A 20937-nucleotide genomic window follows, 5' to 3' on the forward strand; every position below is an offset into this window, starting at 1 on the left:
TGGTAAACAAAGGCTATTGTCACATAAACGGCTGGGCTGGAGCGCCAAACGTGCGCGGCAGCGCCTGGCCCTCCGCATTGAACAGCAGGCAGTGCGCGCGTGGCAAGTGCAGGCAGAGGGCCTCGCCTGCCTGGCGCAAGCCCTCCTCGGCCGGCAGCTTGACGGCCAGCATCTCGTTTACCCCCGGCATGCTGGCGTAGACGATGGCCACGTCGCCCAGGTACTCGACATGGCTGACGGCCGCCTCGGCCACGTTGTCACCCGCATGGGCATGCGCGCGCAGGCTGAGATGCTCGGCGCGCACGCCCAGGGTCAGCGGGTCGCCCGGCGTCACGGCGTCACCGTGCGCCTCGACCTCGATCACGGCGCCGCCGGGCAGGCGCACGGCCACCGAGCCGGGACCGCAGGCGACGGCCTCGCAAGCGATGAAGTTCATCTTCGGCGCGCCCAGAAATCCGGCCACGAACAGGTTGCCGGGATGGTTGTACAGCTCGTGCGGACTGCCCACCTGCTCGATGCGCCCGCCGTTGAAGACGACGATGCGCTCGCCCAGGGTCATGGCCTCGACCTGGTCGTGCGTGACGTAGATCATGGTGGTTTTGAGTTCCTGGTGCAGGCGCGAAATCTCCACGCGCATCTGCACGCGCAGCGAGGCGTCGAGGTTCGACAGCGGCTCGTCGAACAAAAATACCTTGGGTTTGCGCACGATGGCGCGGCCGATGGCCACGCGCTGGCGCTGGCCGCCCGACAGGTCCTTCGGTTTGCGTTTGAGCAAAGGCGTGATCTGCAGGATCTCGGCCGCGCGTTCGACGGCGGCGCGCACCTCCGCCTTCTTGTGCCCGGCCAGGCTGAGGGCGAAGGCCATGTTCTCGTACACCGTCATGTGCGGGTACAGGGCATAGCTCTGGAAGACCATCGCCAGGCCCCGCTCGGCGGGCGCGATATCGTTGGCCAGCTTGCCGCCGATATGCAGCTCGCCGTCCGTGATGTCTTCCAGCCCGGCGATCATGCGCAGCAGGGTCGATTTACCGCAACCGGAAGGCCCCACGAAGACGACGAATTCGCCGTCGCCGATAGCGAGGTCGATGCCGTGGATGACGGGGTGCTTGTCGTCGTACAGCTTGACGATATTCTTTAAAACGATATGTGCCATGGAGTGGTTCTATCCTAGCTGGCGCTGGCTGGCGCCTGGGGGAATCGGCCTTGCTCAGGTCAGGCGTACCGGCATCGGCCTTGGCGCCGATGCGCATGAAGCGCGACAGGATCAGGACGGGCAGGGCCGACACCAGCACCCACAGGAAAAAGGTCTTGTAGCCGAGCGCCGTCTGGATGTCGCCGCTGATCATCTTGAACAGCACGAAGCCGAGCTGCATCACGCCGGTGGCGAACGCATAGTGGGCCGTCTGGTACTTGCCGACGGAGACCACCTGCATCATGAACAGGATCAGGCCGACGAAGCCGAAGCCGTAGCCGAACATTTCCACGCTGAGTGCGGCCGTGATCAGGGTCAGGTCGGTGGGCATGCTGTGGCTCAGGTAATAGAACACCAGGTTCGGCAAGTTCATGGCCAGGATCAGGAACAGCATGGCGCGTTTCAGGCCCAGCCAGGAAGTGAAATAGCCGCCGCCTACGCTGCCCAGCAAAAAGGCGACAGTGCCGGCCGTGCCGTACACGGCGCCCACTTCCGTCGTCGACAGGCCCAGGCCGCCCAGCTCGCGCGCTTCGCGCAGGAACAGCGGGCCGATGGTCTGTACTTGCGCCTCGCCGGCACGGAACAGGATGATGAAGGCGATCATGCCCCAGATGCCGGGCTTTTTCAGGAAGTCCACCAGCACGTCCCACAGGGTGCTGCTGATGCCGGCCACGCTCTTGTCGGCCACGGCCGCGTTGCGCACCTGCGGCAGCGCCCACAGGTGATACGCGGCCAGCGACAGCATCATGGCGCCGATGATCAGGAAAATCACCGACCAGGCAGGCTTGACGCCGATATTTTTTTCCAGGTAGCCGGCCAGGATCACCAGGCCGCCCAGCGAGATGAATTTGCCCGCGTTGAAGAAGGCGCCCTGCCAGCCCGCGTAGGCCGCCTGCTGCTTGTCGGACAGGCTGGCGATGTACAGGCCGTCGCAGACAATGTCGTGCGTCGACGAAGCCAGCGCGGCGACGAACAGCACGGCGATGCAGGCGGCGAACCACAGCGGCGTTTGCAGCGCCAGCGCGATCAGGCCCAGGCTCAGGCCACCGGCGAACTGGAACAGCACCACCATGGTCTTCTTGCTCGACGCCAGTTCCAGGAAGGGGCTCCACAGCGACTTGAAGACCCAGGCAAAGCCGATCAGGCCCGTCCAGCGGGCGATCTGGTCGTTCGGCACGCCCATGCTCTTGAACATCAGGCCGGCCACCAGGGCCACCGCGTAAAACGGCAGGCCCTGGGCGAAGTACAAGGTGGGCACCCACGAAATCGGGCTGCGGACGCCGCCCTTGCTACGGTTGCTGCTGCTGGTCTTGTCGTTCATGGATGCTTCCTCGGGTCGTCTTGAAAGTGCGGTTTGATTCGGTGGCAAGGGTGGCGTTCACTGGCAGCGCCGCCTGGCCTCGGCCATGATGATGCGGTCGGCCGCCTCCTGCGCGTACACGCCGCTGGCGGCCGGGTAGCGTGCGGCCATGGCCGCCAGGCGCTGCAGCCGCGCGCCCACCGCCTGCAGCGGCAGGGCGCCAGAGGCCAGCGCGGCGCTGACGTCGTCCAGCGCTGCCGGCAACTGCGCGGCATCGGCCAGCAGGGCCATGTCGGCGCCGGCGGCCAGAGCGCGCGCGCCGACATGCCCGCCCTGCGCGTCGATGCCGGGCGTCAGCAGCACGCCGCCATAGCCCCACTGCTGGCGCAGCAAGCCATGCATCACCGCGTGCGACAGACTGGCGGGCTGGCTTGCGTCGAGGGCTGGATAGGCTACGTGTGCGCTCAGCATCGAGGCTGTCTGCGTGGCGGCCTGGCGAAACGGCACGAAATCATGTTCTTCCAGCTGCGCGCGGGTCTTGTCGACGCTGGGCAGCTGGCCACTGGCAGCGTGCTGCGGCAGGTACAGCCTGGCGCAGCACGCTACGCCCTCGGCCTGGCAGCCCGCCGTCCAGGCTTGCGCCATGGCGGCCGCTTGTGCCGGATCACCGCCAAACGCCTGCGCCGCGCCAGGCGCCCGTGCGGCGCCGGTGTCGAGATTGATCAGGGGCGCCAGCAGCCAGTTGATGCCCAGTGCGCGCAAGCCGCGCGCCGTCGCCGCGCCCGTGCCGTTGGCCAGCTCCGCGTCGCCAAGGACGCACAGGTCCATGGCGCCCGGCGGCTGCGGCAGCCAGGCCGGGTAAGCCGGGGGCATGCCGGCCGGGTCGATGGCGATCAGCGCCTGCGGGCCCAGGGCACGGCGCAAGTCCGCGCTCAGGCGCGTCAGCTGCGCCGCGTCGCGCAGATTGGCCGCGCGCAGGCACACGGCGCGCACGCCGCTGGCCTGCAGCCATTGCGCCGTGGCCGCATCGAGTTCGGTACCGGGGATGCCTGTCATCAGCAGCTGCCCGGCAAGCCGGCGCAGGTCGGTGGCGATGGCGGCGCTCATTTGACGGCGCCGTCCATGCCGCGCATGAAGAAGCGCTGGGTAAACAGGAATGCCAGCAGGGTCGGCACGATGGTGATCAGGGTGCCGGCGGCGATCACGCGCGTGCTGCTGCCAAACGTGCCGCGCAAATACAGCACGCCCACCGACAGGGGGAATTCATCGGGTTTGCTCATGACGATGGAGGGCCAGATGTATTCATTCCACGATTCGACGGCCGTCAGGATGCCGACGGTGGCCAGCCATGGCGTGATCAGGGGCAGCATGATGCGGCTGAAGATGACCCACTCGGAGGCGCCGTCGACACGCGCCGCGTCGATCAGGTCTTGCGGTACTTCCTCGAACGCCTGCTTGAGCAGCAAAATGGCCACCGCCGTCACCACGTTGGGCAGGATCACGCCCGTGTAGGTATCGACCAGGCTCATTTGCGTGATGGTGATGAAGTTGACGAGAAAATTCACCTCCGACGGCAGCACCAGGGTGGCCAGGATCAGGCCGAACACCAGTTTGCGGCCACGGAATTTCAGGCGCGCCAGCGGATACGCGGCCAAAGAGCACAGCAGCAGTTTCCAGAAGACGGTGAACACGGCGATCAGCACGGAGTTCTTGAAGAACGACCAGATGGGGATCGCATTGAACACTTCGATGAAGTTCTCAAAAGACGGCGCCTTCGGCCAGAAGGTGGGGGGAAGGCGAAGATATTGCCTTGCGTGGAAATGGCCGTCACCAGGGTCCACCAGAACGGGAAGACGCAGACGACGGCGATCGCGCACAGCACGGCATAGTGGCCCAGTATTTGCAGGCGGGTTTTCAGGGGGCGGGAACGGGTTTTCATGGTCAGCGGTGCTTCGGTTTGAGGTAGCGCAGGCACAGCAGGGCGATGGCTATGCAGAACAGCGAAACGACGAAGCTGGCGGCCAGCGCGCGCGGCAGTTTCAAGTGCTTGAGGCCCTGGTCGTAGGCGTAGTACAGCGCCGTGAAGGTCGAGTTCATCGGGCCGCCCTGGGTCAGCACGTCGACTTCCTGGTAAGCCTTCAGGGCCGCCAGCACGGACAGGATGGAGCACAGCATGATGGTGGGGCGCAGCATCGGCACGGTGATCTTCCAGAAGCGCTGCCAGCGGTTGGCGCCATCGAGCATGGCCGCTTCCTGCATGTCCGACGGGATCGACTGCAGCGCCGCCAGGTACATCACCATGTACCAGCCCAGGCCGCGCCACAGCGTGACGAACATGACGGCGAACAGGGCCAGGCTGTCGTTCGTCAGCCAGCCCACGGGCGCGTTCACGAGTTTCAGGGTCAGCATCACGTAGTTCAAGGCGCCCTGCTCGTGGAACATGAAGCCCCACATGATGCCGACCACGGACACGGTGGTCACCACGGGTACGTAGAAGGCGGCGCGGAATAAACGGATGCCGGGCAGGCGGTTGTTCACCAGCACGGCCAGCACGATGGCGCCCACCTGCACGAAGGGCACCATCAGCAAAAACATCAGCGAATTCTTCAGGCCCGAGACGAACATCTCGTTGTTGAAGATGTAGCGGAAGTTATCCAGGCCGACGAAGCGCGTCTCGCGTATCAGGCTGTAGTCGGTGAACGCCAGCACGGAGCCGTAGCCGACGGGCCAGAAGGAAAAGGCGGCCAGCAGCAGCAGGGCGGGGGCGAGAAACAGCCAAGCTTGCAGGGTGTGGCGGTGGGTGAGTTTCATGCTGTCCTCAGTGGCGCGGCAGGGTGGCCAGCTTGCGGTTCCAGATGGCGACGGCCTGGTCCAGCGCCTGTTTCACATCCTGCTTGCCCGTCACGCCCGCCTCGACGGCTTTCACCAGCGAGCGGCGCAATTCGTCGTAGTCGTCGATGCCGGCCACGTACAGGGTGCGCGAGTGATGCATCGACAGGGCGCCGGCAGCGACGGCTTTCTCGGCCGCACCCGCGTTCTGCGGCGTGGACAGAAAAAACGGGTCGGCCGCCGCCTTGACGGTGGTGGGGAAGACGCTGGCCTGCCTGGCGAATTCCAGCTGGTTGGCGTCGTTCGTCAGGAAGCGCGCGAACTTGCCGACCGATGGCAGCAGGCGCGCCGGCACGCCTTTTGGAATGGCGAAGTGCACCAGCCAGCCGCCGTCGGCGATGCCGGTGGGGCCCAGCGGCGCGGGCGCCACGTCGGTGATGGCGTAGATGTCTTTCGCGTCGCCGCGAATGCGCTGCATGGCCGTGGGGGGCGCCAGCAGCATGCCCAGGCGGCCACCCTTGTAGGCGTCGATCACGGCCGGAAAATTGTCTTCGGCGAACAGGCTTTCCTTCAGCAGGCCGCCGACCTTGTAGGTGTCGGCCAGTTTTTGCACCAGCGCCACGTGCTGCGGCGAATTGAAGACGGCGCGGTTATTCTGGACCACGCCCAGGCCCTGCTGCATGAACAGGCCATCGATCTTCGACAGGGCGGGGGCGATGCCGGCCTTGCCCGTGCGTTGCGCGATCTGGCGCGCGAACGCCAGCTGTTCATCCAGGCTGGCGGGGCCGCGCGTGAGGCCCGCCTGCTTGAAAATATCGGTATTGAAGGCGATCACCGCGACATTGCTGTACATGGGAAAACCGTAGGTGCGGCCCTCGAAGCGCAAGTCTTCCAGGGCGCTGGGAATGTAGCTGGCGCGCGCTGGCGCGATCAGGCCATCGACTTGTGTGAGCAAGCCGTCGCGCGCAAATTCATCGGCCCAGGGCACGTTCAGGCTGACCAGCGCGGGCGGCGTGCCGGCCACGATGCGCGTGACCAGCTTGGTCTGGATGATGTCCCACGGGAAGTCGATCCACTCGATTTTGACGCCGGGATTTTGCGCTTCATAGCGCGCCACCACCGCATTGAAATACGGCGTGAACTTGGGCTTCATGCTGAAGGTCCAGAATTCGATTTTCTCGGCAGCCCATGCCTGTGGCGCGAGCAGGCCCGCGCAGGCAAACACTGCCAACAGTCTCTTGATCATTATTATTATCCCGACCAGTGGCCCCGCAAGTGCCGGGGTCGGACCCTCAGGGTCCGACCCCCGTCTCTGCCTTTGGGGGGTAAGTTACAACTTGTTGCTTAGTTTGTTTTTGTTACTTTGCTCAGGTGGCGCGGCGCATCCGGGTCCATGCCGCGCGCGGCCGACAGCTTGGCCGCCATCACGTAGAAGGACTGGATGGCGACGATCGGATCGAGATCCGGCGTGGCCGCCACGGGCAGGGTCAGGTCGCGCTCGGCCACGTCGGCGGGCGCCGCCAGCAAGACCTTGGCGCCGCGGCCGCGCATTTCTGTCGCCAGTTGCAGCAGGCCGGCCTGGGTCGGGCCGCGCGTGGCAAAAATGAGCAGCGGGTAGCCGTCTTCGATCAGGGCCATCGGGCCGTGCTTGATTTCGGCGCCGCTGAAGGCTTCTGCCTGCAGGGCCGAGGTTTCCTTGAATTTCAGTGCCGCTTCCAGCGCCACGGGGAAGCTGATGCCGCGCCCCACGACCATGATGTTGCGCGCCGGGGCCAGCACGTCTATCGCCGGCGACCAGTCGATGCGCGTCGCTTCGAGCAGCGCTTCGGGCAACGCTTCCAGGCCCGCCTGCAGCTCGGGGTCGTTCTGCCACTGGGCCACCATGCGCGCACCGGCGACCAGGCTGGTGATGAAGCTTTTCGTCGCGGCGACGCTTTGTTCCTTGCCGGCGCGCAGGGGCATGGCCCATTCGGCGGCGTGCGCCAGCGGCGAATCGATGTCGTTGACGAGGGCCACGGTGGTGGCGCCGCCATCGCGGAAGTAGCGGATCGGTTCGACCACGTCCGGGCTCTGGCCCGATTGCGAAATCGAGATGGCCAGCGTGTCGCGCGTCACCAGCGGCGACTTGTTCAGGGTCACCAGCGACATTGGCAGCGAGGCGACGACGCGGCCCAGGCGCGCCATGATCAGGTAGGCGACGTAGTTGCAGGCGTGGTCGGAGCTGCCGCGCGCGATGGTCAGCGCGGTCGAGAACGAGGTGCTCCTCAATTTGCGGCCCAGTTCCGCGTAGCGTTCCGTGTCGCTGGCCAGTTGCAGGGCGACGCATTCGGCGGCGGAAATGGCTTCTTTAAGCATCATTGAGGTCACAGATTTCTCCTTCTATATACACAGCTTTGAGTTTGAGATCGCGATCGAGTACCACCAGATCGGCGTAAGTGCCGGGGGCCAGCCGGCCGCGTTCTTCCAGGCCCAGGTAATCGGCGGCATTGGTCGAGACGCGCTTGGACGCGTCGGCCAGGTCCAGTCCCAGTCCCACCAGGTTGCGCAGCGCCTGGTCCAGGGTCAGGGTGCTGCCCGCCAGCGTGCCGTCGGGCAGGCGCACGCCGCCCATGCATTTCTGCACGGCGTGGCGGCCCAGCATGTATTCGCCGTCCGGCATGCCGGTGGCGGCGGTCGAATCGGTGACGCAGTACAGGCGCGGGATGGCGCGCAGGGCCACCTTGATGGCGCCCGGGTGCACGTGCAGCAGGTCGGGGATCAGTTCCGCGTATTCGGCGTGCGCCAGGGCGGCGCCGACCATGCCCGGCTCGCGGTGGTGCAGGCCGCTCATGGCGTTGAACAGGTGCGTAAAGCCCATGGCGCCATGCTCCAGCGCGGCCACGCCGTCTTCATAGGAGCCGAGCGTGTGGCCGATCTGCACGCGCACGCCGGCGTCGGACAGGGCACGCACCAGGTCCAGGTGGCCGGCGATTTCCGGCGCCACGGTGATGACGCGCAGCTTGGCCAGGGTTTGCAGGCGTTCGATTTCGGCCAGGGTGGCGGCGCGCGCATAGTTCGGCTGCGCCCCCAGCTTGCCGGCATTGATGTACGGGCCTTCCAGGTGGGCGCCCAGCACGCGCGCCGTGTTCGGGCGGCGGTGGTTGGCAGCGATGCCGATGGCCGTCAAGGCCATGTCGATGTCTTCCGGCGGCGCCGTCATGGTGGTGGCCAGGAGGCTGGTGGTGCCGTGGCGCGCGTGGATGGCCGCGATGGTGTAGACGGCGTCGCCGCCTTCCATGATGTCCTTGCCGGCGCCGCCATGCACGTGCAGGTCGATAAAGCCGGGCAAAATATAGTCGTCGCTATTGGTCGACGGGTGGAGGGAATCGCCCGTGATGCTGTCGACGCGCTCGCCGAAGGCGATGGCGCCGTGGATCCAGCCGCCGGGGGTAAGGATATTGCCTTTGATAGTGCTGCTCATCTGCGCGACTCCGCTACGAATTCATAATAATCACTGCGGCAATACGAGTGGGTCAGTTCCACCGCTGCGCCGTTGTCGAGATAACTGACACGGGTGATGTGCAGCATGGCTTCACCCGTCTTGATATTGGCCAGCTTGGCCTGTTCCGCCGTGGCGTTGACGGCGCGGATATGCTGCAGCGCGCGCATCGGGATGGTGCCGCGCGACTCCAGGTAGCCGTACAGCGAATCGGTCACCTGCTGCGGGTCCGGCATGTACAGCGCGGGGATGGTGGTCGTCTCGATCGCCATCACCACGTCATCGGCCGTGCGCAAACGGCGCAAACGCGCCACCGGCATGTGCGGCGACAGGCCCAGCGACAGCAGTTCCAGCGGCGCCGCCGCGCCGATATCGCGCTGCAGCCAGCGCGAGCCGGCCGTGAAGCCCCGCTGGCGCAATTCCTCCGAAAAGCTCGTCAGGCGCGACAGCGGCTGTTCCAGCTTGGGCGTGATGTAGGTGCCCGAGCCGCGCCTGCGCGTCAGCATGCCCCGGTCGCACAGCATGTCGATGGCCTTGCGCGCCGTGACGCGCGAGATTTCCAGGATGTCCGACAGCACGCGCTCGGAGGGCAGGGCCTGGTTGGCGCGCCAGTCGCCGCTGGCGATGCCGTCCGACAGCATGTTCGCCAGTTGCATGTAGAGCGGCGTGTCGCTGGCGGGATTGGGTTTGAAGGCGGACAGTTTGGTCAGCATGGTCATTGCTCCTGCAAGTGCTTGCTGATCAGGCGCAGGCCGCCTGCGGCCGAGTCGCCCTGTGCCGGCACGACCAGTTGCAACAGTGCCTCCGGCAGGTAGCTTGACAAGGGTGCCGCCAGGCCGCCGCACAGGGCCACGGGCAAGGTGCCGGCCGGGTCGAGCGCCCTGGCGATGAGGGCGATCTGCTGGCCCGCGTCGCTCAGGATGGTGCGCGCCACCACGTTGCTGGCCGCATGTTCGAGCACCAGCCGCGCCAGTTGCGCGAAGCTGGTCTGGCTGGCGGCCGCCAGCCACACCTGCATGGCGTTGCGCTGGCCGCCGCAGGCGTCGATGACGGCCGTGGCGAAGGCGCTGCCGGGCACGCGCCCGTCGGCTACCTGCTGCGCGTGGTTGATGGCGCGCATGCCGATCCAGGCGCCGCCCGCTTCGTCGCCGGAGGGAAAGCCCCAGCCGCCCACTTCGTGGCGGCTGCCATCCGCGTGCAACACTTCGCCCACGCTGCCGGTGCCGATGGCAACGATGACGCCCGGCTGGCCCGCGTGCGCGCCGAGCAGGGTGGTCAGGGCATCCGATTCGAGTGCCACCAGGGCATAGCCGGGATTGTGTTCGACAAAGCTGGCGGCCCATTGCTTGTTGTGCACGCCGGCCAGGCCCAGGCCGATGGCCATGCGCTGCAGCGACGGCTGTTCCAGGCCGGCGGCGCGGAAGGCCAGGGTGACGGCATGCGCCACGGACGTCCAGGCACGTTCGATGCCGTGCATCAGACCGGAAGGACCGCTTTGTCCCTGCGCCAGTTCCTGGCCATCGAGGCGCGCCAGGCGTACGCGGGTGCCGCTGCCCCCGCCGTCGACGCCGATTATGTATTCGATCATGTTGTGCAGTCCCGCATATGGTTGATTGCGCCTGTCTCGTTTTTTATTTGTCGGGCGGCGAAAAAGCTGAAGGCACTATATTGTCGCCTCGATGGCTTGTCAACAGGTATTTAAGTGGTATTAACAAATGCCGTGTGCGATGCCATGCCATGCCCGAGGGCGTGATTGCAAGTTGCTGTTAATAAAGGGTTTTTTGTGTGTTGTGAATGGTATTGAAATTGGCCTTGTTTAATGCCAATTTTTTCAGACTGGTCTATGTCTGGTGTTGCGCTATTGCTTGTATGCATGCTTGGCAAGGGACGCCATGAAGAGTAAAGTCCGCCTTTTACACCTGAGTTGGAAGAGCATGATGAACGACAAGGCAGCAAAGAGCGATTACTGGGACGACTGGCAGCAAGAGGCGCTGGCCGCCGGCGTGTCGGCGCCGCTGGCCAAGCTGGGCATGGAAATGATGCGCACGCACCGCAAGAACCGCTGGCCGAAGGATTTCCTGGGCCGTGAAAGCGATGGCCCGGTCATGCTCGAGATGTGCCTGGAAGATGAAGCGGAAACGGAATTGTTCTTTATCGAGAACCTGTATCCCTACGATGCGGAGCTGATCGAAAAGACGCGCCGCCGCCTGTGCCTGCACTGAGTGGGCGCTGATGCCTGACTGGAACGGCCGCCTTGTGCGGCCGTTTTGCTTTTCGGGTGGCATTTTCATGGGGGAGTGTCATAATGGCCCTGGCATTTCCGCCCAAGCATGGAGTAGATGATGAGCAAGGCACAGGACAGCAAGAAAGAAGCCAAGAAGGAACCGGCCAAGAGCATGAAGGAAAAGAAGGAAGCCAAGAAGGTCAAGAAAGAAGAGCGCAAGCGCTGATCATGCGCGTGCGCCGTGCATTGATGCGCCGCTGGCGTGCGCCGGCCCTGCTGGCGGCGTTCGCCTTGCTGGCCTTCGGTGTGCCCGTGTCCGGCGTGCTGGCGCAGGCCAAGCCGCCGCCGTCCACGTTCGGGCAAGTGGTGGGCAATGCCGTGCTGTGCATCGACCAGATCGACAACAAGGCCTTCTATGCCTATTTGCTGACGGCTTTCGGCCCCGCCTACAAGCATGAAGGCGGCGCCTACTGGTTCCGCACGGATGCCACTTTGTGGGGCGCGCCCGTTACCGACGTGATCGTCAGCGACGATACCAGTCCCCTCGTTTTCATGGGCGTGGTGGCGGACGCGACACCGGAAAAGCTGGAACCGGCCATCCGCAGCGCCTCGGGCCTGCGTTTCAATAAACTCGACAATTCCGCCTTTCCTGTCCGTGTTTCCATGCCTGGCAGTAAAATCGTCTACTTTCGTAGCAAGGCGAAAGTGTATTGCGCCAAATACAAGCCGTTGCCGCCCGCCCGCACCCGCTGAGGGGTTCGGCTTGCCGCCGCGCATTTTGATCGTTTCATCCGCAGGGTCTCCATGTACACGCATTATTTCCAGCTCAAGCAATCGCCGTTTTCGATCGCCCCCGATCCGCGCTACCTGTTCATGAGCGAACGCCACCGCGAAGCGCTGGCGCACCTGCTGTATGGCGTGGGCAGCGGCGGCGGCTTCGTGCTGCTGACGGGAGAAATCGGCGCCGGCAAGACTACCGTGTGCCGCTGCTTCATGGAGCAGATTCCGGAAAACTGCCAGCTGGCCTATATCTTCAATCCGAAATTGTCCGTCGAGGAATTGCTGCTGTCGATTTGCGAGGAATTCCGCATCGCCGTGGCGCCCGGCGTGTCCAGCGTGAAAGGCTATGTCGACGCCATCAATGCGCATTTGCTGGCCAGCCATGCGCAGGGCAAGAATAATGTGCTGATCATTGATGAAGCGCAAAACCTGTCCGCCGCCGTGCTGGAGCAGCTGCGTTTGCTGACCAACCTGGAAACGAGCGAGCGCAAACTGCTGCAAATCATCCTCATCGGCCAGCCGGAATTGCGCGCCATGCTGGCCCGGCCCGAGCTGGAGCAGCTGGCGCAGCGCGTGATTGCCCGCTATCACCTGGGCTCGCTGACGGCCGAGGAAACGGCCAGCTATGTCCGCCACCGCCTGGCCGTGGCAGGCAGCACGGCGCAGACACCGTTCGCGCCGCGCCTGATGGCGCAGATTCACGCCTTGAGCAAGGGAGTGCCGCGCCGCATCAACCTGCTGTGCGACCGCGCGCTGCTGGGCGCCTATGTGGAAAACCAGCCGCAGGTGACGCGCCAGATATTGCGCCGTGCCGCCGAGGAAGTGTTTGCCGAAGAGGGCAAGCCAGCTGCCGGCCGGGGCTTGCGCTGGCCGCACGTGGCCGGCGGCGTGCTGGCCGGTGCGCTGGTGACGGCTGCGCTGGCATGGCAGTTCATGCCGCGCTCGTCCGCCGTACCCGCTGTACCTGCCGTGGCCAGCTCCGTGCCGGCCGCGTCCGCAGCGGTGGCCGCCGCCGCATCCACGTCCGCGTCCGTCAGCGTGCCGGACCGCAACGCCGTGCTGCGCCAGCTGGCCGCCCTGTGGGGCGAGCAGTTGCCGGCCGGCGACGCTTGCCAGGCGGGCGCCCGTGCCGGCCTGCGCTGCCTGCACAGCCGGGGCGGCATCGCCGAGCTGCGCGTGCTGGATACGCCCGCCATGCTGGCCTTGCGCGATGGGCAAGGAGCAGAACAGCTGGCGCTGCTGACGCGCTTGCAGGGCGAGACGGCCACCTTGATGCTCGATGGCAAACAACAAAGCCTGCCGCTGGCCCAGCTGGCGCAGCGCAGCGATGGCAGTTTTACGACCTTCTGGCGCGCCCCGCGAGGCTGGCGCGACGAAGTGCCGCTGGGCGCCCGCGGCGCGGACGTGGACTGGCTGGCGCAGCGCCTGGCGCAGCAGCGGAGCTTGCCGGCGCCGGCCGCCAATCTGCCACTTGATGCCGAGATGCAAGGCCAGCTGCGTGCTTTCCAGCAGAGCCAGAAGCTGCGGGCCGATGGCCTGGCAGGTCCGAAAACGTACATACGCCTGAGGCAACTGGGTGACAACGCGGAGCCGCGCCTGAGCAGCGCGGCTCCTGCCGTGGCAGCACCCGCTGCGACGGCGATGGTGGCGGGGAAATAAGATGTCCTACATACTTGAAGCATTGAAAAAATCGCAGGCCGAGCGCCAACTGGGCGAGTTGCCGTCGATCCACGCACCGCAAGTGCAGCTGCATGATGGCGCAGCGTCCGCTTCTGCGCGGCGCATGCCCGTCTGGCTGGCGCTGGGCGGCGTGACGGTGGCCGTGGCTGCCGCATTGCTGCTGTGGCAGCCTTGGCAGGCGGACGCGGCGGCGCCTGCTGCCGTTGCTGTCGTCCCAGCCGTGCTGGCCCAGGCCGTGCCCGCGCCCTTGCTCGTGGCTACCCCGCCAGCGGCGGTCGCCCCCGCGCCTGTGGCGTCCTTCGTACCGCCAGCGGCCACCGCCGCGCCCGTACACCATGCCAGGTCCGTGGCGGAGCCGAAGCAGGAGACGCCCGGTCAGGCCGTGTCACCGCCCGTTGCGGCCCCGGCGCCTGTAGTGCCGCCCACGCCCGCCGCCGAGGAAAGCGTACCCGGCATGCGCGACTTGCCCGAGCCGATACAGCGGCAAATCCCCGCCATTGCCATCGGCGGCTATATTTATTCGAAGAATCCGGCCGACCGTCTGTTGCTGATCGACAAGGTGCTGCGCCACGAGGGCGAGGAGCTGGCTCCGGGCCTGGTCCTGGAAAAGCTGCAGCCGAAGGCGGCCATCTTCAGTTTCAAGGGCTACCGCTACCGCGTGCCGTATTGACTTGTTGCGCATCAAGGCCGGGTCACCATCGCTGAACTAACCTGGCCTGGTCGAACCAGAGTCGCTGCGCCCGTGTGCGCGGCCGGGGAGTTCCCATGAGTGCTGCCGCAGCTGCAGGTGAGGGTGCGCTTGATGCGGATGCGCCGGAAAATCTGGCGCGCATCGAGCATATCGTCGTGTTGATGATGGAAAACCGCTCGTTTGACCACATGCTGGGCTACCTGAGCCTGGAAGGGGGACGCGCCGACATCGATGGCTTGCAGGCCCGTCATGCCAACCTGCATGCGGGCGTAACGTACCCCGTGCACCATTTGCAGCGCACGGCCTTCGGCCCGCAGCAAGACCCGTCGCATACGGGCCTGTCGGTGGCGCAGCAATTGCAAAACAATAACGGCGGCTTCGTCGACGACTATGCGCAAACGCATCCGGGTGACCCCGACATCGACCTGGTAATGGGTTACTACAATGCGGCCGACTTGCCCATGTATGATTTCCTGGCGCAACAGTTCTGCGTCTGCGACCGCTGCTACAGTTCCGTGCCGGGCGCCACCTGGCCCAACCGCCTGTATGCGATCAGCGGCAAGGCGGCCGGTAGCCGCGACAGCAAGCGCGTGCCCCTGTATGCGAACAAGTCCTTCGTGCGCCACCTGGACCGCGCCCAGGTCGGCTGGAAATTTTATTCCGCCTGGAAACCCTGGAGCCTGGCCTTCAGCGACGACCATTACCGCTCGTCCGAGTGGTATGAGCCCTTCGGCTCCAGCGGGCGCCGCTATGGCTTCATCGGCGATGCGCTGGCGGGCACCTTGCCGTCTGTCAGCTGGATCGATCCGCATTTCTTCGACAATGACGACCACCCGCCGTTTGACATCCGCGCCGGCCAGGCGCTGGTGGCGCAGGTCTACCAGGCCCTGTCGCGCGGTCCCGCCTGGCCGCGCACCTTGCTGATCCTCAGTTATGACGAGCACGGCGGCTTTTTTGACCATGTGCCGCCGCCCGCCGCCGCCGACGACGACCCCGCGTTTCGCCAGTACGGCGTGCGCGTGCCCATGCTGCTGGTGTCGCCGCTGATCGCGCCGGGCAGCGTCAGCCACGAGGTAGTCGATCACACGTCGATCATCAAAACCATCCTGCAGCGCTTTTGCCGCGCCGCCGATGGTGGCTTGCCCCAGATGGGCGCGCGCGTGGCGGCCGCCAGCGGCCTGGGCGCCGTGCTGACCCTGGCGCAGCCGCGCGCGGCGCCCGTCGTGCCCTTTGCTGTGCTGGCGCAGCGGGCCGCATGGGAAGCGGATGTGCGGGCGCACGATTTCGCCCCGCTGGCGCAGGCCGGCGAGATGGCTGCCGTTGCCGCCGTGCCCGTGCAATCCGATGCCGAGGCGGGCGTGATCGCTGCGCATCGGCAATTGGCGCGCTGGGCCAGGTATGCGCAGGCAGCGCCCGGGCCGTCGGGCCGGCGCCGGCGGCAGGGTGGCAAAGTCGCAGGCGCTTGAGCTGGACAATGAGCTGGACAATGAGCTGGACAATGAGTTGGGCAATGCATGGCGCCCGCGCCGGGCGCTGGCGCCGCTAGGGCTGCGTATAATCACTGCTTCTCAATCAAGGAGTGACCATGCACGATGCGATGCCCGCCCACCCGGTACTGGGTGTGATCGGCCGTTCCGGTAGCGGCAAGACGACCCTGCTGGAATTTGTGGTGAAGGAACTGGCGGCACGCGGCTTGCGCGTCAACCTGGTCAAGCACAGCCATCATGACCTGGCGCTGGAGCCGCCGCAAAAAGACAGCGCCCGCTTGCGCCTGGCAGGGGCGGCGGAAGTACTGGTGGCGTCGCCGTACCGCTTTGCCATCGTGCATGAGTTGCGCGGCGCGCCGGAACCGAGCATGGCGCAGCAGTTGGCACGCATGGGGCCGGCGGACCTGACCCTGGTCGAAGGTTTCAAGACGGACCCCATTCCCAAGCTGGAAGTATTCCGCCCGGAAGTGGGGCAGGCTCCCCTGTATCCGCATGACCCGCATGTGATCGCCGTCGCCTCCGATAGCCCGGCGCCGGCCGACCTGCGCGAGGGCGTGCAATGGCTGGACTTGAATGCGCGCGAGCACGTGCTGGCCTGGTTGCTGCTGCAGCTGGAAAATAAGCTGGAAAAATAAGCTAAAGGTTTGCTGCCGCCATCCGTTAATACTGGTAGAACCTCATTGGAGAAATGTATGGACGTCGGAAGCATTGCTCAACTGTCAACCACGATGGCGGAGACAGGCACGCGGCAAGCCGTCGGTTTGACTGTCCTGAAAAAAGCCCAGGATATTCAAAGTTCGACCGCCACTGCCTTGCTGGAAGCGTTGCCACCGATACAGTCGGCGCCAAGTCTGCCGGCTCACCTCGGTAACCGCATCAATACGACAGCCTGAGCGCAGGTCTGTAGCGCCCGTCTGGCGCTTTGCCGTGCCCATGCCCAATCCACCGTCATCGACGGTGGCGTGGGCGTTTTTGTCTGTCTTTTCGCTTTTTCCCTGCTCCTGTCAAGTTGATTAATTGACCATGGTTCGCCATGGCGCCGCCGATTCAGTAAAATGACGTCCATCACCTCGCGTTGCCCATAGTGTAGCCTGGGGCGTGCCATTACTTTGACCCATGCAAGAGGAATCCCCATGAATAAACGTCAAGCTTTCATCGCCGCCGCCCTCGCGGGCCTCTGCGCCGGCACCACCGTCAACGCGGCCGCACACGATGGTCCCGCCCCTGGCGACAAGGAAAAATGCTACGGCGTCGCCAAGGCAGGGCAGAACGATTGCGCCTCGTCCGATGGCGCGCATTCCTGCGCGGGCCAGGCCGAGGCGGACAACCTGCCCACGGAATGGGCGTATGTTGCCAAGGGCACGTGCGAACAGGCGGGCGGCTCCGTCAAACCCATCAAGGCCGGGAAGGCCGCCAAACCGGCCACGCAGCCGTAAGCTCTCGCCGCTTGCCCATGCCGCAGCCACTTCGAGCGCTTGCCGGCGTCGGCCTGCGCGCCGCGCACTACCGCGATTTTCTGACGCACCGGCCCGCCGTGGGCTGGCTGGAAGTACATACCGAAAATTATCTGCAGCCATCTGGCTGGGATAGTCATGTGTTGCAGACCCTGCGCCAGGATTACCCGCTCAGCCTGCATGGCGTGGGACTGGGCCTGGGTTCCGCGCGCGGCTTTTCCGAAGCGCACCTGCAGCGCGTGCGCGCCGTGGAGGAGCGCATCGAGCCGGCCCTCGTGTCGGAACACCTGTGCTGGGGTGCCGTGGCGCAGCAGCAACTCAATGATCTGTTGCCGCTGGCCTTGAATGGTGCCGCCCTGGATTTGCTGTGCGCCAGAGTGGGGAGGGTGCAGGATGTGCTGAAAAGGCCGATCTTGCTGGAGAATGTCTCGACTTACCTGCGTTTTGCCGACGATGCCATGAGCGAGGCGCAATTCCTGGCGGAACTGGCGCGCCGCAGCGGCTGCGGGCTGCTGCTCGATATCAACAACTTGTATGTGAATCAGTGCAACCACGGCGAAGACGCCCTGCTTGCCATGCAAAGCATCGCGCCGGGCAGCGTGGGCGAACTGCACCTGGGCGGCCATCTGCTGACGCCGCACGCCGTGATCGACCACCATGGCGCCGCCGTGGCCGAGCCCGTCTGGGACTTGTATGCGGCCGCCTTGCTGCGCTTTGGCGCCGTGCCCACCCTGGTCGAATGGGATACGGATTTGCCGCCGCTCGATATCCTGCTGGGCGAAGCGGACAAGGCGCAAGCCATGCTGGCGCGCCATGCGCCGCAAGCGCCATGGCAGGGAGCAGCGCTGCCGCCACCGCCTGAGTCGCCGCCTGTGTCCCATGCTGCGCTGGCGGCCGGCCAGCAAGCGTTTGCCACGGCCTTGCTCGATACTGCGGCAACGTTGCCATCGTTCGCGGGAGAGGCGGTGCCGCAGCGTTTCGCACTGTACCGCGGCAATCTGAGCGCCACCTGGCGCCGTACCCTGGGCCACGCTTATCCCGTCGTGCTGGCGCTGGTGGGCGCGGATTTTTTTGGCGGCCTGGCGCGCGCGTACGGCCGCCAGTATCCGTCAGATAACGCCGATTTGACGCAGTTTGGTGCCCGTTTCGCCGATTTTCTGGCTGCTTTCCCGCCTGTGGCCGCACTCCCGTATTTGCCCGACATGGCGCGCCTGGAATGGGCCGTGCACCTGGCCCATTACGCGGCCGATGCACAGGCGCTGGCGCCCGAGTCGCTGGCCGCCTTGCATCCTGATCAACTGGAGGCGCGCCGTTTTACCTTGCATCCCGCTTGCGCCTTGCTGGCATCCGACTGGCAAGTGGCGGCCCTGTGGCAGGCGCATCAGGAGGGTGAAGGGCTGGGGAGGTTTCCGCACGATATGCAGGTGGCCAGCTGGACATTGGTATGCCGGGCGCGCTGGAAGGCGCAGGTGCTGCGAGTGGATGCGGCCGCGCATGCGGCCTTGCTGGCCTTGCGGCAGGGGCAAACGTTTGGCGCCGCGCTCGATGCGGCGTTCGAGCGGGACCCGGCATTCGACCTGGCCGCCCACCTGCGCCAGTGGCTGGCGCATGCGGTATTGGCGGCGTGACTGTTTACGCGAAGGCCCGCAGCAGGCGCGCTTCGCCCGTCTGATCGCGGTACAAGGCATTCGCGGCCAGGGTGGCGTCCATCATGCGCGTCACTTGCTCCTCTTCAAAGCGGGCCAGTTCGGCCGTGGCCGCGACGAGGGCCAGTTCCAGCCTGGCGCGCGCGCTCTGATACAGGCTGCTGGTGTACTTGTCTGTATTACGCAGTAATTCTTCCGCGTTTTCTATCACCTGGCGCAAGTCGCCGATCAGGCGTTCCTGGCTGCGCGTACCTTGTTCGGGCTGGTCCATGGCGCTCCCCTTCTGCAATCGATATTTATCTGACAATAACGACGTGTCGCAGCTTGACTTGGGCAGCCGGGCAGGCAGGTTGGCTGGACGCATGGGTCTGCTTTCGCACCCCATGCCGGAATCAGGCGGGAGCGACGACCGTGATACGGATATCGCCCACGCTGACGACCTGGCCCGCGCGGATCTTGGCGGTCTTGCGCAATTCCTTCTTGCCATCGACCTTCACCACGCCACTATCGACCATGACCTTGCCTGCGCCACCGCTGTCGCACAAGCCGACCAGCTTCAACAGCTGGTTCAGCTCGACGAACTCGGATGTTAAATCAAAGCTTACTTTTTGCATTGTATCCCTTATTGCAACGATGTGTTTTCAACACTGAAAGACAGTGTCAACTAAGGTCATAGTTTACATGAAGCGAGGGGGAATGCAGGCTGAGCCTTAACTTTTGTTGGGCTGCGTCATCTCCAGGGGCACGATCCACGCACTGAATTGCTCTTCCGTCACAAAGCCCAGGGCCAGTGCCGCTTGCTTCAGGGTCGTGCCTTCATGCTGGGCCTGCTTAGCGATTTGCGCCGCCTTGTCGTAGCCGATGTGGGGCGCCAGGGCCGTGACCAGCATCAGGGAACGTTCCATCAGTTCGGCGATGCGACCACGGTTCGGCGCGATGCCGTGCGCGCAATGCACGTCGAAGCTGCGCATGCCGTCGCCCAGCAGGCGCGCGCTTTGCAGGAAGTTGTGCGCAATCAAGGGCTTGAAGACGTTCAGCTCGAAATTGCCCGAGGCGCCGCCAACCGTGATGGCCACGTCGTTGCCGAACACCTGGCAGCACAGCATGGTCAGTGCTTCGCACTGGGTGGGATTGACCTTGCCCGGCATGATGGAACTGCCTGGCTCGTTTTCAGGGATGGTGATTTCACCGAGGCCGGAACGGGGACCGGACGCCATCCAGCGCACGTCGTTGGCGATTTTCATCAGCGCCGTGGCCAGGGTTTTCAGCGCGCCATGGGCGGCTACCAAGGCATCATGGGCGGCCAGGGCGGCAAACTTGTTGCTGGCCGTCTCGAATGGCTGGCCCGTCAGGCGCGCCAGTTCTGCGGCAATGCGGCCGGCAAATTCCACGTGGGCATTCAATCCCGTGCCCACGGCCGTGCCGCCGGCGGCCAGTTGCAGCAGCGGCGGCAGCGCTGCCGTGATGATGTGCTCGGCAAACTCCAGCTGCGCCACATAGCCGGAAAATTCCTGGCCCAGGGTCAAGGGCGTGGCATCCTGCAAATGCGTGCGACCGATCTTGACGATGTCGGCAAACTCCGTGGCTTTCGCGTCGAGCGTCGCGCGCAGCTGGCGCAGCGGCGGCAGGACCGTGTTGGCGACGCTCAGGGCGGCCGCCACATGGATGGCGGTGGGAACGATGTCGTTCGAGGACTGGCCCAGGTTGACGTCGTCGTTCGGGTGCAGCAGGCGCGCCTCTCCCCGCAAGCCGCCGATCAGCTCGGAACCGCGGTTGGCCAGCACTTCATTCATGTTCATATTGCTTTGCGTGCCAGAGCCCGTCTGCCAGACGGCCAGCGGGAATTCTGCGTCATGCTTGCCGGCCAGCACTTCGTCGGCCGCTTGCGTGATGGCGATGGCCTTCTTGCCATCCAATAGGCCCAGGTCCAGGTTGACGTGGGCGGCCGCGCGCTTGACGGTGGCCAGGGCGGCGATCAGTTCAGGCGGCATCTTTTCCGTGGAGATATGGAAGTGCTCAAGCGAGCGCTGTGTTTGCGCTCCCCAAAGCCGGTCGGCGGGTACGTCGATCGGGCCGAAACTGTCGCGTTCGATTCTGCTACTCATGGCATCCCTTTCATCGATGGAGGTGGATCGAGTGTACTCCAGACGTCAAAAAGACACAGGATGATGCTGTA

22 protein-coding genes are annotated in these 20937 nt (G+C 65.1%); 9 read left to right on the forward strand and 13 right to left on the reverse strand.

Annotated elements, in window-relative coordinates; genetic code table 11:
* Positions 1 to 19 precede the first annotated feature (19 nt).
* The 10 genes from CNX70_RS07520 to CNX70_RS07565 all read right to left on the reverse strand — a co-directional run bounded on the left by CNX70_RS07520 (position 20) and on the right by CNX70_RS07565 (position 10387).
* The gene (locus CNX70_RS07520; protein ID WP_244199166.1) at positions 20 to 1144 is read right to left on the reverse strand and encodes an ABC transporter ATP-binding protein; all 1125 of its coding nucleotides are present in this window, start codon (positions 1142 to 1144) and stop codon (positions 20 to 22) included.
* Positions 1026 to 2513 carry an MFS transporter gene (locus CNX70_RS07525; RefSeq protein ID WP_244199065.1) on the reverse strand — a complete coding sequence of 496 codons (1488 nt, stop codon included), beginning with the start codon at positions 2511 to 2513 and terminating at the stop codon, positions 1026 to 1028. The genes CNX70_RS07520 and CNX70_RS07525 overlap by 119 nt, the downstream gene beginning before the upstream one ends.
* Positions 2514 to 2570: 57 nt before the next feature.
* Positions 2571 to 3599 carry a glycoside hydrolase family 3 N-terminal domain-containing protein gene (locus CNX70_RS07530; protein ID WP_096234193.1) on the reverse strand — a complete coding sequence of 343 codons (1029 nt, stop codon included), beginning with the start codon at positions 3597 to 3599 and terminating at the stop codon, positions 2571 to 2573.
* Entirely contained in the window at positions 3596 to 4237 is a 642-nt protein-coding gene (locus CNX70_RS07535) for a carbohydrate ABC transporter permease (RefSeq protein WP_244199066.1), read from the reverse strand. The genes CNX70_RS07530 and CNX70_RS07535 overlap by 4 nt, the downstream gene beginning before the upstream one ends.
* A 196-nt stretch (positions 4238 to 4433) precedes the next feature.
* Positions 4434 to 5303, reverse strand: a complete 870-nt coding sequence (locus CNX70_RS07540; protein ID WP_096234194.1) for a carbohydrate ABC transporter permease — start codon at positions 5301 to 5303, stop codon at positions 4434 to 4436.
* 7 nt (positions 5304 to 5310) lie between these two features.
* Positions 5311 to 6567 carry an ABC transporter substrate-binding protein gene (locus CNX70_RS07545; RefSeq protein ID WP_096234195.1) on the reverse strand — a complete coding sequence of 419 codons (1257 nt, stop codon included), beginning with the start codon at positions 6565 to 6567 and terminating at the stop codon, positions 5311 to 5313.
* 98 nt (positions 6568 to 6665) lie between these two features.
* Positions 6666 to 7679, reverse strand: a complete 1014-nt coding sequence (locus CNX70_RS07550; protein WP_096234196.1) for an SIS domain-containing protein — start codon at positions 7677 to 7679, stop codon at positions 6666 to 6668.
* A complete protein-coding gene (gene nagA / locus CNX70_RS07555; RefSeq protein WP_096234197.1) occupies positions 7669 to 8781 on the reverse strand; it encodes an N-acetylglucosamine-6-phosphate deacetylase in 1113 nt (370 codons plus the stop codon). The genes CNX70_RS07550 and nagA overlap by 11 nt, the downstream gene beginning before the upstream one ends.
* On the reverse strand, positions 8778 to 9512 hold the full coding sequence (locus CNX70_RS07560) for a GntR family transcriptional regulator (RefSeq protein ID WP_096238325.1): 735 nt from the start codon (positions 9510 to 9512) through the stop codon (positions 8778 to 8780). The genes nagA and CNX70_RS07560 overlap by 4 nt, the downstream gene beginning before the upstream one ends.
* 2 nt (positions 9513 to 9514) lie before the next feature.
* Positions 9515 to 10387 carry a glucosamine kinase nucleotide-binding domain-containing protein gene (locus CNX70_RS07565; RefSeq protein WP_096234198.1) on the reverse strand — a complete coding sequence of 291 codons (873 nt, stop codon included), beginning with the start codon at positions 10385 to 10387 and terminating at the stop codon, positions 9515 to 9517.
* Positions 10388 to 10733: 346 nt separating this feature from the next.
* Here CNX70_RS07565 and CNX70_RS07570 point away from each other — a divergent pair, with 346 nt between their 5' ends.
* From CNX70_RS07570 to bufB, 9 genes are all read left to right on the forward strand, one after another.
* Positions 10734 to 11021: a hypothetical protein gene (locus tag CNX70_RS07570; RefSeq protein WP_244199067.1), complete on the forward strand. Its 288-nt coding sequence runs from the start codon at positions 10734 to 10736 to the stop codon at positions 11019 to 11021.
* 230 nt (positions 11022 to 11251) lie between these two features.
* A complete protein-coding gene (locus tag CNX70_RS07575; RefSeq protein WP_096234199.1) occupies positions 11252 to 11776 on the forward strand; it encodes a hypothetical protein in 525 nt (174 codons plus the stop codon).
* Positions 11777 to 11827: 51 nt separating this feature from the next.
* The gene (locus CNX70_RS07580; RefSeq protein ID WP_096234200.1) at positions 11828 to 13462 is read left to right on the forward strand and encodes an ExeA family protein; all 1635 of its coding nucleotides are present in this window, start codon (positions 11828 to 11830) and stop codon (positions 13460 to 13462) included.
* 1 nt (position 13463) lies between these two features.
* On the forward strand, positions 13464 to 14153 hold the full coding sequence (locus tag CNX70_RS07585; protein WP_096234201.1) for a general secretion pathway protein GspB: 690 nt from the start codon (positions 13464 to 13466) through the stop codon (positions 14151 to 14153).
* Between the two features lie 95 nt (positions 14154 to 14248).
* Positions 14249 to 15640, forward strand: coding sequence for an alkaline phosphatase family protein (locus CNX70_RS07590; protein WP_096234202.1), 1392 nt, complete (start codon positions 14249 to 14251; stop codon positions 15638 to 15640).
* A 119-nt stretch (positions 15641 to 15759) separates the two neighbouring features.
* Complete coding sequence (gene mobB, locus CNX70_RS07595) at positions 15760 to 16296, forward strand: molybdopterin-guanine dinucleotide biosynthesis protein B (protein WP_096234203.1); 537 nt, start codon at positions 15760 to 15762, stop codon at positions 16294 to 16296.
* Positions 16297 to 16353: 57 nt separating this feature from the next.
* The gene (locus CNX70_RS07600; protein ID WP_096234204.1) at positions 16354 to 16554 is read left to right on the forward strand and encodes a YjfB family protein; all 201 of its coding nucleotides are present in this window, start codon (positions 16354 to 16356) and stop codon (positions 16552 to 16554) included.
* Between the two features lie 240 nt (positions 16555 to 16794).
* The gene (locus CNX70_RS07605) at positions 16795 to 17097 is read left to right on the forward strand and encodes a BufA1 family periplasmic bufferin-type metallophore (protein ID WP_096234205.1); all 303 of its coding nucleotides are present in this window, start codon (positions 16795 to 16797) and stop codon (positions 17095 to 17097) included.
* A 17-nt stretch (positions 17098 to 17114) separates the two neighbouring features.
* Positions 17115 to 18743 carry an MNIO family bufferin maturase gene (bufB, locus tag CNX70_RS07610; RefSeq protein WP_096234206.1) on the forward strand — a complete coding sequence of 543 codons (1629 nt, stop codon included), beginning with the start codon at positions 17115 to 17117 and terminating at the stop codon, positions 18741 to 18743.
* Positions 18744 to 18747: 4 nt separating this feature from the next.
* Here bufB and CNX70_RS07615 read toward each other — a convergent pair whose 3' ends face one another.
* The 3 genes from CNX70_RS07615 to fumC all read right to left on the reverse strand — a co-directional run bounded on the left by CNX70_RS07615 (position 18748) and on the right by fumC (position 20866).
* On the reverse strand, positions 18748 to 19032 hold the full coding sequence (locus CNX70_RS07615) for a hypothetical protein (protein ID WP_096234207.1): 285 nt from the start codon (positions 19030 to 19032) through the stop codon (positions 18748 to 18750).
* Between the two features lie 121 nt (positions 19033 to 19153).
* Positions 19154 to 19375, reverse strand: a complete 222-nt coding sequence (locus CNX70_RS07620; RefSeq protein WP_071079051.1) for an RNA-binding S4 domain-containing protein — start codon at positions 19373 to 19375, stop codon at positions 19154 to 19156.
* Between the two features lie 96 nt (positions 19376 to 19471).
* Entirely contained in the window at positions 19472 to 20866 is a 1395-nt protein-coding gene (fumC, locus tag CNX70_RS07625; RefSeq protein WP_096234208.1) for a class II fumarate hydratase, read from the reverse strand.
* Positions 20867 to 20937: the final 71 nt, after the last annotated feature.

The organism is Janthinobacterium svalbardense (assembly GCF_002327145.1).
Classification (GTDB): Bacteria; Pseudomonadota; Gammaproteobacteria; order Burkholderiales; family Burkholderiaceae_D; genus Janthinobacterium; species Janthinobacterium tructae.